A 15,095-nucleotide genomic window follows, 5' to 3' on the forward strand; every position below is an offset into this window, starting at 1 on the left:
CACGGGCGCACCGAATGTAGCAGCAGCGCCGCCAACTGCAGGTGCGGCCCGCGCAGGCCGAGTAACCGCGCCCTACTGGCGCGTAAAACCCGTTACAGTCTCCGATCCTCCCCCAACGCACCCGCCCTTTTTGGGGCACCCACGCATGCCCCATACATCGACCTCCCAGGCCGCCACGCGTTTTGCTGTTCCCCGCGGAATGCTGGTGGGATTTGTGATTGCCGCCCTCGCCACGGTGCTGATCGCGCTGGTGAACTTCCGCACCGCCCAGGTGCGCTCGCACGCTGTGGAAGCCATGGACGAGACCACGGTGACCATGCGCCACCTCAACCTGTTTGTGTCGTCGCTGAAGGACGCCGAGACCGGGCAGCGCGGCTACCTGCTGACGGGGGACGACACCTACCTGCAGCCCTACAACCTGTCGCTGAGCTCCATGCAGCGCAACATGGCGCGCCTGAAGGAGCTGACGGACGATAACGCCGTGCAGCGCCGCCTGGTACTGCAGATTGACGACCTGCGCCACGAAAAGCTGCGCGAGCTGGGCGAGACCATTGAACTGCGCCGCTCCAAGGGCCAGGAAGCCGCCGTGGCCGTGACCCGCAGTGATACCGGCCGGGTACTGATGGACCGCATCCGCGACCTGGCGTCGGACCTGTCCACGCTGCTGAACCAACAGCTGGAGAATGACCGCAAGCAATGGGTGGAGGCTGCGGCCATGTCCACCTACTACTCCTGGGGCGGCTCGTTCGTGCTGCTGGTGCTCATCTGCCTGTCGGCCGCCGCCAACGCGCGGGAATACCGTCTCAAGGCGCAGCAGTCCTGGGTGGCGGCCGGCCTCAACGGGCTGAGCCAGCGCATCCAGGGCGACCACCGGCTGGAGGACCTGGGCCAGCTCACGCTCGAATACCTGGCGCAATACCTGCGCGCGGCCGTGGGGGCCGGCTATGTGGCCGACTGCAACGGCGCGCTCACCCTGTTTGGTGGCTACGCCCTGCCCCGCGAACGGCTGGAGCAGCGCCTGCTGCCCGGCGAAGGCCTGGTGGGCCAGGTCGCGCGCTCGCGCCAGATGCTGCATGTGCGCGATGTGCCCGCCGGGCACCTGATGGTGTCGTCTAGCACCGGCCAGTCCGCACCGACCGAGCTGCTGCTGGCCCCCGCCATCGAGAACGGCGAAGTGTTTGCCGTGATCGAACTGGGCTTTCATCGCCCGCTGACAGAGCCCGAACGCACCCTGATGGAACGCGCCTCGGGCATTCTGGCGGTGGCGATCCGCGCTGGGATTGACCGCAACCGCCTGGAAGCCTTGCTGGAAGAAACCCAGCGCCAGTCCGAAGAGCTGCAGACCCAGCAAGAAGAGCTGCGTGTGAGCAACGAGGAGCTGGAGCAGCAAAGCCGCATCCTGCAAGAGTCGCAGGCCCAGATGGAGGTGCAGCAGACCGAGCTGGAGCAGACCAACGCCCACCTGGAGGCGCAGACCCAGCAACTGGAATACCAGCGCGAGCAACTGCTGCGCGCCCAAAGCGCCATGACGGACAAGGCCCGCGAGCTGGAGCTGGCCAGCCAGTACAAGAGCGAGTTCCTGGCCAACATGAGCCACGAGCTGCGCACGCCGCTCAACTCCACCCTGATCCTGGCCAAGCTGCTGTCTGACAACAAGCCGGGCAACCTGAGCGCCGAGCAGGTGAAGTACGCGCAGACCATCTACGCGGCGGGCAACGACCTGCTGGCCCTCATCAACGACATTCTGGATTTGGCCAAGATCGAGGCTGGCCAGGCCACGGTGTCGGTGGAAACGGTGACGCTGTCCAAGGCGCTGCAAACGCTGATCGACCCGCTGCGCCCGCTGGCACAAGAGAAGGGCCTGACGCTCACTGCCACTGTTGCACCCGACGTACCGGCCACGCTGGACACCGACCCGCAGCGCCTGGGGCAGGTGCTGAAGAACCTGCTGTCCAACGCGCTCAAGTTCACCGAAAAGGGCTCGGTGGCACTGCATGTGTCGCGCAACCCGGACGCCACCCTGTCGTTTGCCGTCAAGGACACGGGCATCGGCATCCCAGCGCACCAGCAGGAACTGATCTTCGAGGCCTTCCGCCAGGCTGATGGCAGCACCCACCGCAAGTACGGCGGCACGGGCCTAGGCCTGTCGATCTCGCGCGACCTGGCGCAGCTGCTGGGCGGATCGATCCACGTGCACAGCACACCGGACGAGGGCAGCGTCTTCACCCTGGTGCTGCCCCAGAAGCTGGTGCCACCGTCGCCTGAAGCGGAACCCGCAGCCCCGCTGGCAGCGCCTGCTCCAGCCCACGCGGCGGCACCTGTAGTCGCACCGGCTCCTTCGGCCCCGGCTTTGCCGCCTGTGGCCGTACCAGTTGCACCCGCAGCCCCGCGCCGTGCGGGCGCACGCAGCATTCTGGTGATTGAAGACGACGTGCGCTTTGCGCAAATCCTGAGCGACCTGGCGCGGGAGATGGACTTTGACTGCCACCTGGCCCACAACGCGGCCGACGGCCTGGCCTATGCAATGCACAGCCTGCCCAGCGCCATCGTGCTGGACGTGAACCTGCCCGACTTCTCGGGCCTGGGTGTGCTCGACCAGCTCAAGCGCAACCCGGCCACGCGCCACATCCCGGTGCATGTGGTCTCGGTCGCCGACTACTCGCAAGAGGCTTTAGGCCGGGGAGCCGTGGGCTATGCCCTCAAGCCCGTCAAGCGCGACGAACTGGTGCACGCCCTGCAGCGGCTGGAAGCCAAGTTCACCCAGAACCTGCGGCGCGTGCTGGTGGTGGAAGACGACGAGCGCCAGCGCGAGAGCGTGCGCCACCTGCTGGCCAACGACGACGTGGAAATTGTGGGCGCAGGCACAGCGGCCGAGGCGCTCGCGCAGCTGCGCAACTCGACGTTTGACTGCATGGTGATGGACCTGAACCTTCCCGACCTGAGCGGCTACGAATTGCTGCAGCAGATGACGGAGCAGGACGGCGTCTCCTTCCCGCCCGTCATCGTGTACACGGGCCGTGCCCTGTCGCGCGACGAGGAGCAGCAACTGCGCCGGTTCTCCAAGTCCATCATCATCAAGGACGCGCGCTCGCCCGAGCGGCTGCTCGACGAAGTCACGCTGTTCCTGCACCAGGTGGAGTCTGAGCTGTCGGCCGAGCACCGCCAGATGCTGCAGGTGGCCCGCAACCGCGAGACTGCCCTGGAAGGCCGCAACGTGCTGGTGGTGGAAGACGATGTGCGCAACGTGTTTGCGCTCTCGAGCATCCTGGAGCCCACCGGCATCCGCGTGGAGATCGCGCGCAACGGCCTGGAGGCCCTGCAGGCGCTGGAGCGCGCCGGCAGCGGCGGCCAGCCCGCCATCGACCTGGTGCTGATGGACATCATGATGCCGGAGATGGACGGCTACACCGCCATGCGCGAGATCCGCAGCCGCCCCGAATGGCGCCGCCTGCCCATCATCGCGCTGACCGCCAAGGCCATGAAGGACGACCAAGAAAAATGCCTGGCCGCCGGGGCCAATGACTACATCGCCAAACCGCTGGACGTGGAGAAGCTGCTGTCCCTCGTGCGGGTGTGGATGCCCAAGTAGGTCCCGCCATGCCCCACCGCAAGGCCCGCACCGCAGACATCGAGCAGCGCCTGCTGATCGATGCCATCTACCACCGCTACCACTACGACTTCCGGGGCTACGCGCAGGCGTCGCTCAAGCGGCGGCTGGCATCGGCGCTGGTGCAGTTTGACTGCAAGACGCTGTCGCAGCTGCAGGACCGCGTGCTGCACGAGCCCGCCGTGTTCCCTGCGCTGCTCGAATACCTCACCGTGCAGGTGAGCGACATGTTCCGCGACCCGAGCTACTTCCAGGCGCTGCGCCAGGAGGTGGTGCCGCTGCTGCGCACCTACCCGTCGCTCAAGGTCTGGGTGGCCGGGTGCAGCGCGGGGGAAGAGGTGTATTCGCTGGCCATCCTGCTGCAGGAAGAAGGCCTGCTGGACCGCACCCTGATCTACGCCACCGACATCAACCCGCATGCGCTGCGCGCCGCCGAGTCGGGTGTGTTCGACGTGTCGCGGGTGGCGGCGTTCACCGAGAACCATGCGCGCTCCGGCGGACGCAGCTCGTTGTCGGACTACTACGCCGCTGCCTATGGCCGCGTGGTGTTCGACAAGGGGCTGCGCGAGCACATGGTGTTCTCCGACCACAGCCTGGCCACCGACAGCGTGTTTGCCGAAGTCCATCTGGTGTCCTGCCGCAATGTGCTCATCTACTTCGAGCGCGACCTGCAGGACCGCGCCCTGGGGCTGTTCCGCGAGTCGCTGTGCCACCGGGGGTTTCTGGGCCTGGGCTCCAAGGAGTCGCTGCGGTTTTCGGCGCACACCGATGCGTTCGACGACTTCGTGCTGCAGGACCGCATCTACCGCAAGAAGGCCGGGCTGTGAGCAGCCCCGCCCACACACCCAGGCCAGTGCCCCCCGGGGGCTACGCCGCCATCGTGGTGGGCGGCTCTGCGGGCGGTATCGACGCCCTGCTGGAGCTGCTGCCCGCGCTGCCCGCCACACTGCAGGCGGCGGTGCTGGTGGTGCTGCACCTGCCCCGGGACCGGCGCAGCCTGCTGGTGGAGATTTTTCAGCCCCGCTGCGCCCTGCCGATGCGCGAAGCGCAGGACAAGGACGCCATCACGCCAGGATCGGTGAGTTTTGCGCCACCGGACTACCACCTGCTGGTCGATGCCGGACCCCAGGGCCCGCATGTGGGGCTGTCGGTGGACCCTCCCCTGCATTTTTCCCGCCCCTCCATCGACGTGCTGTTCGAGTCGGCGGCAGACCACTACGGCCCCCGGCTGGTGGGCATCCTGCTATCAGGCGCCAACGAAGACGGCGTGCACGGCCTGCAAGCCATTCAGGCGGCGGGCGGCCTCACCATCGTGCAAGACCCTGCCAGCGCCAGCATGCCCACCATGCCGCAGGCGGCCCTCGCGGCCCTGGCGGTGGACCACATCCTGCCCCCTGAAGGCATTGCAAGGCTGCTGGCAGACCTGCACCAGCGCCAGCAGCTTTGATCCGGGCGCATGCGTCCCCTTTTGAGAACCTCCCACCCTCCCCACCGCCATGCCCCAGACCGACCGCACCAAATGCCTGCTCGTTGACGATGTCGAGGAAAACCTCATCGCCCTGGAGGCGCTGCTGCAACGCGACGGGCTGGACATCCTCAAGGCCCAGTCGGGCCCCGAGGCCCTGGAACTGCTGCTGGCCCACGACGATGTGGCCCTGGCCTTGCTGGACGTGCAGATGCCCGAAATGAACGGCTTCGAGCTGGCGGAACTGATCCGGGGCAGCGAGCGCACCCGGCACATCCCGCTCATCTTCATGACAGCGGGCTCACGCGAGCAGAACTGGCAGTTCCGGGGGTACGAGAGCGGGGCGGTGGACTTTCTCTACAAACCCATCGACCCGCACATGCTCACCAACAAGGCGAGCGTGTTCTTTGAACTGCACCGGCGCAAGCAGGCGCTGGCGCACGAGCTGCGCGCGCGCACTGAGGCCTTGCGCATCAACGAGATGTTTATGGCGGTGCTGAGCCACGACCTGCGCACACCGCTGCAGTCCATCGTCGCTGCGGCCTCCGTACTCAAGCGTCAGCCATCACCCGACAAGACCGCCCTGATGGCCGACCGCGTTCTTGGCGCGAGCCAGCGCATGGGCCACATGATCGAAGACCTGCTGGACGTGACCCGCATCCGCCAGGCGGGCGGCTTGGCCCTGCAACTGGGCCCTGCCCACATGCAAACGCTGGTGCAGCGCACGCTGGACGAGGTGGCGACCAGCCACCCGGAGCGCCCCATCGACTCCACGCTCGCAGGGGATCTGGCCGGCACCTGGGACGCCGAGCGCCTGTGCCAGGTGATCACCAACCTGGTGGGCAACGCCCTGCACCATGGCAGCGCCGACCACCCGGTGCGCATTGCGGTGGACGGTTCCCGCCCGGAGGAGGTGAGCATCACGGTGTCCAACGGCGGCACCATTCCCCCGGGGCTACTGCCACATCTGTTTGACCCGTTCCGGGGCGGTGAGCGCGAGCCCGGCCGCCACCAGGGGCTGGGGCTGGGGTTGTTCATTGCGCACCAAATCGTGCGGGCCCACCATGGAACCATCGAGGCCCGGTCACACAACGATGTGACGAGCTTTCGGGTGACGTTGCCACGCCACGCGCCCGCACGCAGCCCCCGCAACTGACACAGCGCAGCCCCATCCCACGCCCCAAACCCTCAGGGTCTAGGGAGGCGCGATGGGAGAAGAAGACAAGAGGAAAGCGGGAAACGCAAGCGGTGGCCGCCCGCCAGACTTAGAGCGGCTAGCAAAACTCAGCGAAGCGGTTCTGGCCAGGCGCTGTGTTGCAGGCAGTACGAGCAGTACGACAAGACCCAGCAACAACGCCAGAAGAGTTTTGTGAGCCGCTCTTAACCGGCGGCTGCAGCCAGCGCGGTATGAATGGAAGTCAGGAGTTGCTCCAGCTCTTCCAGCTCGAAAGGCTTGAGCAGAACACGCACATTCGGCCCCCATTGGGTTGGATGGCTCCCCAGTTCGTAGCCGGAGCACAGCACCACCCAGCGCTGCGGGTCGTCCGCCAGGAGCTGGCGGGCCAGGTCCGTGCCCGAAAGGCCGGGCAGGCTGACATCAGTCACCAGCACGTCAAAGGGATCGCCAGCATCCAAAGCCAGCGCCTCCTCGGCAGAGGCGCAGGGCGTGACCGTCCGGCCTTCACCTTCCATGAGCATGCCAATGGTCTCGCGCAGCTCCGGATGGTCTTCAACGTACAGGATTCGCATACATCAGAGGGGGGTTGATCCGCCGTGCCACCCAGCAAAGAGAGGACATGGCCCAAACCCGCATCATGTGCAGGCAGGAGTGCTGCGCCATGTAGGACAAGGCGCCCTTTTGCACCCTGGTGCCCCTGCGCCCGCGCTGGCCACGCCAGACTTCGGGCGACGCAGGCGGGATCAAGGGCCTTTTTATTCTTCCAGCAGCGAACGCAGCATCCACGCCGTCTGCTCGTGCACCGTGAGGCGCTGCGTCAGCAGGTCGGCCGTGGGCTCGTCGCTGGCCTTGTCGGCCAGGGGGAACAGGCTGCGCGCGGTGCGGGCCACGGCCTCATGGCCCTCGACCAGCACGCGCACCATATCCATCGCCTTGGGCGGCTTGGCCGGTGCGTCAGGCACGGTGGCCAGCTTGCCAAACTCGGCATAAGAGCCCGGTGCCACATGACCCAGCGAGCGGATGCGCTCGGCAATCGGGTCCACCGCGTTCCACAGTTCGGTGTACTGCGCCATGAACATGGTGTGCAAGGTGTTGAACATCGGACCCGTCACGTTCCAGTGGAAGTTGTGGGTCGTCAAGTACAGCGTGTAGGTGTCAGCCAGCAGGCGCGACAGGCCCTGGGCGATGGCAGCGCGGTCTTTGTCGCTGATGCCGATGTTGATGCTGGGGGCAGAGGTTTTGCCGGATGCGGCTTTGCCAGGAGCTTTGGCCATGGGGGAGGTTCCTTCCGTGCGGAAAACATGAAACACCCCGCGCCGTGCGGGGTCCTCGAACACTGTAGCGCAAGCCGCAGCGCCCCTGTGTCAGCCAAGGCCGATGCCTTGGACCAGGGTCAAGAAACCAGCGCGGGCGCCCCCCCCGGTCGGCTGGTTTATTGCATCTTCGGCAAGTTGCCGATGCGCACCAGCATCTCGGTGAACATCTGTATGTCGGCATCCAGGTCCGCCACTTCCTTGAACTCCTTGGCGTTGTGGGCCGTGTACTTCTTGCCAGGCATGGCAGGGCCGAAGTTGATGGCGTTAGGCATCAGCTTGGCGGTGGTGCTGCCGGCCGTGGGCACGGGCTTGGCTTCGAGGCCGGTGGTGTCGCCAAAGGTGTTGAGCAGCGTGGCCAGCCAGGCGCCCTTGGGGTCGCGCGCCATCCAGTTGCCCTGCTGGTGATCCACTTCCACCGCCACACCGGCCTGGCCGCCCCAGGCCTTGATCTTGGCCGACGTAGCCTGCGTGAGCGCCTCAGGCGTGCTGCCACGGGGCATGCGCACGTTCACCAGCACATCGACCTTGCCGTCCTTTTCACGGATGAGGTTGGGCGACATCGTGAGCGGGCCCATGAAGTCGTCGCTGTAGGCCAGGCCCATCGTGCGCCCCAGGTAGTCGGTGCCGTAGAGGTCGGTCAGGTAGCGCACGGCCTGCGCGTAGCCGTTGGGTGCCAGCGCAAGGCCCGACTCCTTCAGGAACAGCGCCAGGCGCGGCAGGGGGTTCACGCCTTCTTCGGGGCGCGATCCGTGGGCCGAAGCGCCCGTGACCTTCACCACCACCGCGCCGCCGTCCTGCGCCACGTCGATGCTGAATGCGCCGCCTTGCGGCTGGTACTTGGCGACAAAGGCGCCCTTCGCCGCGTTCAGCCGCGCAGCCACGTCGGCCAGGTTGCCGCCCTGCAGGCGGGCGGTGGCCGTCTGGGGCACAGCGTTGGCCGATGCAGCACCCGCCATGGCGGTGATGGCCGTAGCGCCCGGGTTGGCAGCCGGTGACAGCGGGAAGGAGGCGCGCAGTGCGCCCGATCCCTTTTCGGCCACCACGGCCGGGTACTTGCTGTCGAGCACGATGTTGTACTCGGGCAGCGCGGTCTTGGCGCGGTAGTAATTCATCGCGTCGCCGCCGGTTTCTTCGGTGGTCTCGATCATCAGGCGGATGGTGCGCGCCAGCGGCAGGCCGCTGTCCTTCACGGCCTTCATCGCGAACAGCACGGTGGCGATGGAGCCCTTGTCGTCGATGGAGCCCCGGCCATACAGGTTGCCGCCCACGCGGGTCAGCTTGAAGGGGTCGAGCCGGGTGCCGTCGTCCAGCACCCATTCGTCGGCCACCACGGGCACCACGTCGGCGTGTGTGAGGATGCCGAACTCCTCAGGGCCGCTGCCGGGCAGCTTCACCTCAAAGATGCGGTTGTCCACATTGCGGTACTGCAGGCCAAAGTCCTTGGCCATGCCCTCTACCAGGGCGCCAAACGCAATGGTGTGTTTGTCTTCATGCGGCGGCACCTTGTCGGCGCGCACGGTGGGAATGGCCACCATCTTCGCGGTGGCGTCGATCACCGCCGCCTGGTTGCGCAGCCGGTTGTGCAGGCCCAGCAGGCGGCTGATGTTGACCAGGTCATCGCCCGCCAGGGGCTTGTGGGCCAGATACGCCGACACGGCGGTTTGCAGCTGCGGCTGCATCTGCGCGGCCAGCGCCAGGAACTGGCGGAAGTCCGCCGCCGTTGCTGCCGCAGGCGCCGCCGCAATGCGGTCGAGTGCGGGCTTCTTCAGCGTCTGGGTGGCAGGCGGAGTGGCGGGGGTGGAGCATGCCGTCAGGGCAGCGGCCAGCGTGGCGGTAAGCCAAAGCGTCTTCATAGGAACCTCTTGTGGGGGCAAGGGCACCGACCGCCGATGGGCGGAGGGTGCCGTGGAGGGAGCATCGCCTGCCCAGACCGGATGGACCTGCGCAGGGGCGGCGCGAGTGTAGCGCCGATCCCCCGCCGCGAATCAGAGTGCTGACGCGGTCAGGACAGTCGCGTCACGCCCGGCAGTTCACACGCATAGATGGCATTGCGCAGGGCCGCAATGGCTTCATAACGGGTGAAGCTGCGACGCCAGGCCAGCACCACGCGGCGCATGGGCGGCGGGCTGCCGTCTTCCTCGCGGATGGGCAGATAGCGGATATAGGTCTCGTCGCTTTTGCGGCGGCGCGACACGGTGAGCAGCGCATCGCGCGGCACCGACAGGCGCGGCACCAGAGTCACGCCCATGCCAGCGGCCACCATGTGCTTGATGGTCTCCAGCGAAGAGCCCTCGAACGACTTGCGGATGCCCTCGGCGTTGCTCGCAAAGCGGGCGAACTCTGGGCACACCTCCAGCACGTGGTCGCGAAAGCAATGGCCTGCGCCCAGCAGCAGCATGGTTTCGTTCTTCAACTCGGCCGCCGTGACCGACTTCCTGGATGCCAGCGGGTGCGTGCTGGGCACAGCCGCCATGAAAGGCTCGTCATACAGCGGCGCCATGGCCAGGCCAGTGTCGGGGAAGGGCTCGGCCAGGATGGCGCAGTCGATCTCGCCCGTGCGCAGCATCTCCAGGAGCTTGACGGTGAAGTTCTCCTGCAGCATCAGCGGCATCTGCGGGGTGCGCGTGATGGACTGGCGCACCAGTTCGGGCAGCAGATAGGGGCCGATGGTGTAGATCACGCCCAGCGTGAGCGGCCCGGCCAGCGGGTCCTTGCCGCGCTTGGCGATTTCCTTGATGGCCGCTGCCTGCTCCAGCACGCTCTGCGCCTGGCGCACGATGTCTTCGCCCAGCGGCGTCACCGTCACCTCGCCCGCGCTGCGCTCGAACAGCTTCACGTCCAGCTCTTCTTCCAGCTTCTTGATGGCCACCGAGAGCGTGGGTTGCGATACATAGCAGGCATCGGCCGCATGGCCGAAGTGCTTCTCGCGGGCCACCGCAACGATGTACTTGAGTTCGGTGAGGGTCATGGTGTCATGCCTTGAGATAGTCCGATTTTCCACCCAACCAGCGCGCCACGTGTTTGGCGGCCAGGTCAGGATACCGGTCCAGCATCTGCGGCGCCAGTTCGCGCGCCCATTCCAGCAGATGGGTGTCGGTGGCCAGGTCGGCAAAACGCAGCAGCGCATCGCCCGACTGGCGCGCGCCCAGAAACTCGCCGGGGCCGCGGATTTCCAGGTCGCGCCGGGCGATCTCGAAGCCGTCGTTGGTCTCGGCCATGGCGCGCAGGCGCTCTTTAGCCGTTTCGCCCACGCGGCCGCTGTCGTTGGTGGCGTACAGCAGCACACAGGCCGATGCCGCCGCGCCGCGCCCCACCCGGCCGCGCAGCTGGTGCAGCTGGGAGAGGCCAAAACGCTCGGCATGCTCGATGACCATGAGCGATGCGTTGGGCACATCCACCCCCACTTCGATCACGGTGGTGCTGACCAGCACGCCCATCTGGCCGCTGGTGAACAGCGCCATCACGGCCTTCTTCTCGGCCGTGGGCATGCGCGAGTGCAGCAGGCCGACCATCACGCCGGGCAGCGCCTCGCTCAGGTCGGCGTGCGTGGCGGTGGCGTTGGAGAGGTCCAGCGCCTCGCTCTCTTCGATCAGCGGGCAGACCCAGTACACCTGCCGCCCGGCCTCCACCTGCGCGCCGATGCGCTCGATCACCTCGTCCTTGCGGCTGTCGGCGATCAGCTTGGTGACGATGGGGGTGCGGCCGGGGGGCAGCTCGTCGATGACGGACACATCGAGGTCGGCGTAGTAGCTCATCGCCAGGGTGCGCGGGATGGGCGTGGCGCTCATCATCAGCATGTGCGGCTCCATGCCATGGGCTGCGAGCTTTTGTCGCAAGGCCAGCCGCTGCGCCACGCCAAAGCGGTGCTGCTCGTCGATGATGGCCAGCGCCAGGTTCTTGAACTGCACCTGTTCCTGGATCACGGCGTGCGTGCCCACCACCAGCGCGGCCTCACCGCTGGCCACCAGGGCCAGCATGGCGGTGCGGTCCTTCTTTTTTTGCCCGCCCACCAGCCAGGCCACCTTGCGGCCGTGCTGCGCCAGCAGCGGCTCCAGCCAGCCGATCATCTTGGCGAAGTGCTGCTCGGCCAGGATTTCGGTGGGTGCCATCAGCGCACATTGCCAGCCCGCATCCATGGCCAGGCAGGCGGCCAGGGCCGACACCACGGTCTTGCCCGATCCCACATCGCCCTGCAGCAGGCGGTGCATGGGCACCTGGCGGGCCAGATCGGCGGCGATCTCTTCCCCCACCCGGCGCTGGGCGGCCGTCAGGTCGAACGGCAGCACGGCCATCAGCTGTTCGTGCAAGGGCAAGGCGCCCTCCGCACCGGGCCGGGGCCGCAGCACAGGTGCACGCAGCATGTCGCGTTCGCGCCGCGATTGCTGTTGGGACAACTGCTGGGCCAGCAGTTCTTCAGCCTTCAGGCGCTGCCAGGCGGGGTGGCTGTGGTCCTCCAGCGTGGACAGCGCCACGTCGGGTGTGGGGTGGTGCAAAAATGTGAGCGCCTCGCGCAAGCTGAATGCGCGATGCAGGCCATTTTGACCATAAAACCGCGCCCAGGGCGGCTCTGCACCCGGCGGCAGCGTGTCCGACAAGTCCACCCGGGTCAGGGCACTGACCACGGCGCGGCGCAGGTAAGGCTGGGGCAGCCCGGCGGTGGTGGGGTACACAGGCGTGAGCGCGGCGGGCAGTTCCCCCCCGGCCAGGCGAAATGCGGGGTGCAGCATCTGCCGCCCCCAGAAGCCACCCTTGACCTCGCCCCGGATGCGCAGCCGGTTTCCCACGGCCAGGGTCTTCTGGTGCGACGGGTAAAAGCTGAAGAAGCGCAGCTCGCAACTGCCGGTGTCGTCCTCCACCTGCACCAGCAACTGGCGGCGGGGGCGCAGTTGCACCTCGCAGGCCGTGACTGTGGCCTCGATCTGCACCGTCTGCCCGTCCCGCGCGTTGGCCAACGGGGTGATGCGGGTTTCGTCCTCGTAGCGCAGGGGCAGGTGCAGGGCCAGGTCAATGTCGCGGCGCAGGCCCAGCTTTTGCAACGCCTTCTGCGCGACCGAGGCCGCGCCCTGGCCCCGCGCTGCCGGGGCGGCGGTGCGTGCAGGGGCTTTGGCGGGGGCTGGGGCGGCAGCGGGCATGGAGAGCAATTTGCTAGGGAAAACGAGCGGAGATGGCAGCCCGAAAAGGCTACCATGGTTACTATTGCTCACGCCTGACCAGGGCGTGTTTTCGAGTCCCGGGTTTCTGCCATGCTCAAGCGCATCCACATCCAACACCTCACCCTGGGCATGTACCTGCACGAGTTTTGTGGCTCGTGGATGGATCACCCCTTCTGGCGGGCCAAGTTCCTGCTCAAGGACCCCAAGGACCTCGCCCGCATCCAGGCCACGGCCATCCAGGAAATCTGGATCGATACCGACAAAGGCCTGGACGTGGCAGCAGGCACCGCATCGATGTCCCGCGAAGAGGTGGATGCGCAGATCGAAACCGACTTCAGCCGCCTGGAAGAGCTGCCCCCGGTCAAGGTCAAGCTGCCGTCGCCCCCCCCGCCCCCCAAGCGCGACCGCAAACCGGTCGACATGCACAGCGAACTCAAGATGGCCGCCGCCATCTGCGTGAAATCCAAAGAAGCCGTGGTGTCCATGTTCAACGAGGCCCGCATGGGCCGGGCGGTGGATTCTGCGGGCGCCCAAAGCCTGGTGGAGGAGATTTCGGACTCCGTTACCCGCAACCCCGGCGCGCTCATCAGCCTGGCGCGGCTGAAGACGGCCGACGACTACACCTACATGCACTCGGTGGCCGTGTGCGCGCTCATGGTGGCGCTGGCCAAGCAGCTCAAGCTCAAGGAAGACCAGCAGCGGCTCGCCGGCATGGCGGGCCTGCTGCACGACCTGGGCAAAGCGGCCATTCCGCTGGCCGTGCTCAACAAGCCCGGCAAGCTCACCGACCAGGAGTTCACCGTGGTGCGCAGCCACCCGGTGGAGGGCTTTCACATGCTCAAGGAGGGTGGCAACGTGCCCGATGCGGTGCTGGACGCCTGCCTGCACCACCACGAAAAGGTGGACGGATCGGGCTACCCCGACAAGCTGGCGGGCGAAGGCATCAGCGTGATCGCCCGCATGACCGCCATCTGCGACGTGTACGACGCCATCACCTCCGACCGGCCCTACAAGCGCGGCTGGGACCCGGCCGAATCGCTGCGCCGCATGGCCGAGTGGACCAGGGACCACTTTGACGCACGCATCTTTCAGGCGTTTGTCAAAAGCATCGGCATCTACCCCGTGGGCTCGCTGGTGCGGCTGACCTCGGGCCGCATCGGGATCGTGACGGAACAATCGCCCACCGCGCTCACCACTCCCATCGTCAAGGTGTTCTTCTCCACCAAGTCCGACCTGCGCATTCCGCCCGAGGTGGTGAACCTGGCTGCCCCGGACTGCAACGAGAAGATCGTGGCACGCGAAGACCCCGAGAGGTGGCGCTTTCCCGACCTGGACGAGCTGTGGTCCGGCTTCTCCGACAAGGTCTGGTAGCCCATGCCCGCACTGATCACGCTGACGCTCAACCCCGCCCTCGACCTGGCGACCACCACCGACCACGTGGCCCCCACGCACAAGCTGCGCTGCGGCCCGGTGCGTCGGTTTGCGGGCGGCGGTGGCATCAACGTGGCGCGGGTGCTGCACCGCCTGGGCGCGGATGTGTGCGCCTGGGCACTGGCGGGCGGCGCGGCGGGCGCCCAGGTGCAACAGCTGCTGGCCGGCGAGGGCGTGCCCACGCAGCTGCAGCGCATTGCGGGCGACACGCGCGAGAACTTTTCAGTGGTCGAGACCACCACGGGCCAGGAGTTTCGGTTTGTGCTGCCCGGCCCCACGCTGCAGGCCAGCGACTGGCAGGCCTGCCTGGATGCGCTGGCAACCCACGCCCCACCACCCCGCTGGCTCATTGCCAGCGGCAGCCTGCCGCCTGGCACGCCCGACGACTTCTATGCCCAGCTGGTACGCGCTGTATCCGCTGTATCCGGCCAGGGCGTGCGGGTGGCCGTTGACACCTCAGGCCCGCCGCTGGCGGCGGCATTGAAAGCCGGGGTGGGGCTGGTCAAACCCAGCCTGCGCGAGCTGCGCGACCTGTTGCAGCAGCCGCTGGAGCACGCCGCCGACTGGTGCACGGCCGCCCAGTCGCTTGTGCACAGCGGCGCGGCCGACACCGTGGCCCTGTCGGTGGGCGAACAAGGCGCGGTGCTGGCCACGCGGGAGGGCGTATGGCAAGCCCCCGCCCTCAACGTGCCCGCCACCACCGGCACCACGGGCGCGGGCGACTGCTTTCTCGCCGCGCTGGTCTGGGCGCTGGACCGGGGCGATGCGCCTGCCGAGGCGCTGCGCTGGGGCGTGGCCGCAGGCGCCGCCGCGCTGCTGCACCCGGGCACCACCCTGGCACAGGCTGGTGATGTGCAGCGGCTGGTGCGCAGCGTGCCCGCACCAGTGGCATTCAACATCCAGCCATAGCACCCCGCCTGCAGGGCCAACAGCCCCGTGGGACAAT

Annotated in this window: 11 protein-coding genes; 6 read left to right on the top strand and 5 right to left on the bottom strand. The window is 67.2% G+C overall.

The genetic code is table 11. The features are described from left to right. Positions 1 to 145: 145 nt before the first annotated feature. From C380_RS21935 to C380_RS21950, 4 genes are read left to right on the top strand one after another with little or no spacing between them, the layout of a single operon-like run. Entirely contained in the window at positions 146 to 3,589 is a 3,444-nt protein-coding gene (locus C380_RS21935) for a response regulator (protein WP_043565757.1), read from the top strand. 8 nt (positions 3,590 to 3,597) lie between these two features. Continuing rightward, a complete protein-coding gene (locus C380_RS21940; RefSeq protein WP_015016032.1) occupies positions 3,598 to 4,434 on the top strand; it encodes a protein-glutamate O-methyltransferase CheR in 837 nt (278 codons plus the stop codon). Next, positions 4,431 to 5,054 (top strand): chemotaxis protein CheB, encoded by a 624-nt coding sequence (locus tag C380_RS21945; protein ID WP_015016033.1) that lies wholly within the window; start codon positions 4,431 to 4,433, stop codon positions 5,052 to 5,054. Before C380_RS21940 ends, C380_RS21945 begins: the two co-directional genes overlap by 4 nt. A 49-nt stretch (positions 5,055 to 5,103) precedes the next feature. Further along, positions 5,104 to 6,228 (top strand): hybrid sensor histidine kinase/response regulator, encoded by a 1,125-nt coding sequence (locus C380_RS21950; RefSeq protein WP_015016034.1) that lies wholly within the window; start codon positions 5,104 to 5,106, stop codon positions 6,226 to 6,228. Between the two features lie 224 nt (positions 6,229 to 6,452). Here C380_RS21950 and C380_RS21955 read toward each other — a convergent pair whose 3' ends face one another. The 5 genes from C380_RS21955 to recG form a co-directional block, all read right to left on the bottom strand. Continuing rightward, positions 6,453 to 6,821, bottom strand: coding sequence for a response regulator (locus tag C380_RS21955; RefSeq protein ID WP_015016035.1), 369 nt, complete (start codon positions 6,819 to 6,821; stop codon positions 6,453 to 6,455). 183 nt (positions 6,822 to 7,004) lie between these two features. Further along, the gene (locus tag C380_RS21960; protein ID WP_015016036.1) at positions 7,005 to 7,523 is read right to left on the bottom strand and encodes a Dps family protein; all 519 of its coding nucleotides are present in this window, start codon (positions 7,521 to 7,523) and stop codon (positions 7,005 to 7,007) included. A 158-nt stretch (positions 7,524 to 7,681) separates the two neighbouring features. Then, positions 7,682 to 9,418: a dipeptidase gene (locus tag C380_RS21965; protein WP_015016037.1), complete on the bottom strand. Its 1,737-nt coding sequence runs from the start codon at positions 9,416 to 9,418 to the stop codon at positions 7,682 to 7,684. Between the two features lie 149 nt (positions 9,419 to 9,567). Continuing rightward, the gene (locus tag C380_RS21970; RefSeq protein ID WP_015016038.1) at positions 9,568 to 10,533 is read right to left on the bottom strand and encodes a LysR substrate-binding domain-containing protein; all 966 of its coding nucleotides are present in this window, start codon (positions 10,531 to 10,533) and stop codon (positions 9,568 to 9,570) included. Between the two features lie 4 nt (positions 10,534 to 10,537). Beyond that, the gene (recG, locus tag C380_RS21975) at positions 10,538 to 12,697 is read right to left on the bottom strand and encodes an ATP-dependent DNA helicase RecG (protein ID WP_043565763.1); all 2,160 of its coding nucleotides are present in this window, start codon (positions 12,695 to 12,697) and stop codon (positions 10,538 to 10,540) included. Between the two features lie 111 nt (positions 12,698 to 12,808). On the opposite strand from recG, the gene C380_RS21980 reads away from it, so the two are divergent. Both C380_RS21980 and C380_RS21985 read left to right on the top strand, forming a co-directional pair. Next, the gene (locus C380_RS21980; protein WP_015016040.1) at positions 12,809 to 14,089 is read left to right on the top strand and encodes an HD-GYP domain-containing protein; all 1,281 of its coding nucleotides are present in this window, start codon (positions 12,809 to 12,811) and stop codon (positions 14,087 to 14,089) included. A 3-nt stretch (positions 14,090 to 14,092) separates the two neighbouring features. Next, the gene (locus C380_RS21985; RefSeq protein ID WP_015016041.1) at positions 14,093 to 15,058 is read left to right on the top strand and encodes a 1-phosphofructokinase family hexose kinase; all 966 of its coding nucleotides are present in this window, start codon (positions 14,093 to 14,095) and stop codon (positions 15,056 to 15,058) included. Positions 15,059 to 15,095 lie beyond the last annotated feature (37 nt).

Origin of the sequence: Acidovorax sp. KKS102, from assembly GCF_000302535.1 — a bacterium.
Classification (GTDB): domain Bacteria; phylum Pseudomonadota; class Gammaproteobacteria; order Burkholderiales; family Burkholderiaceae_C; genus Acidovorax.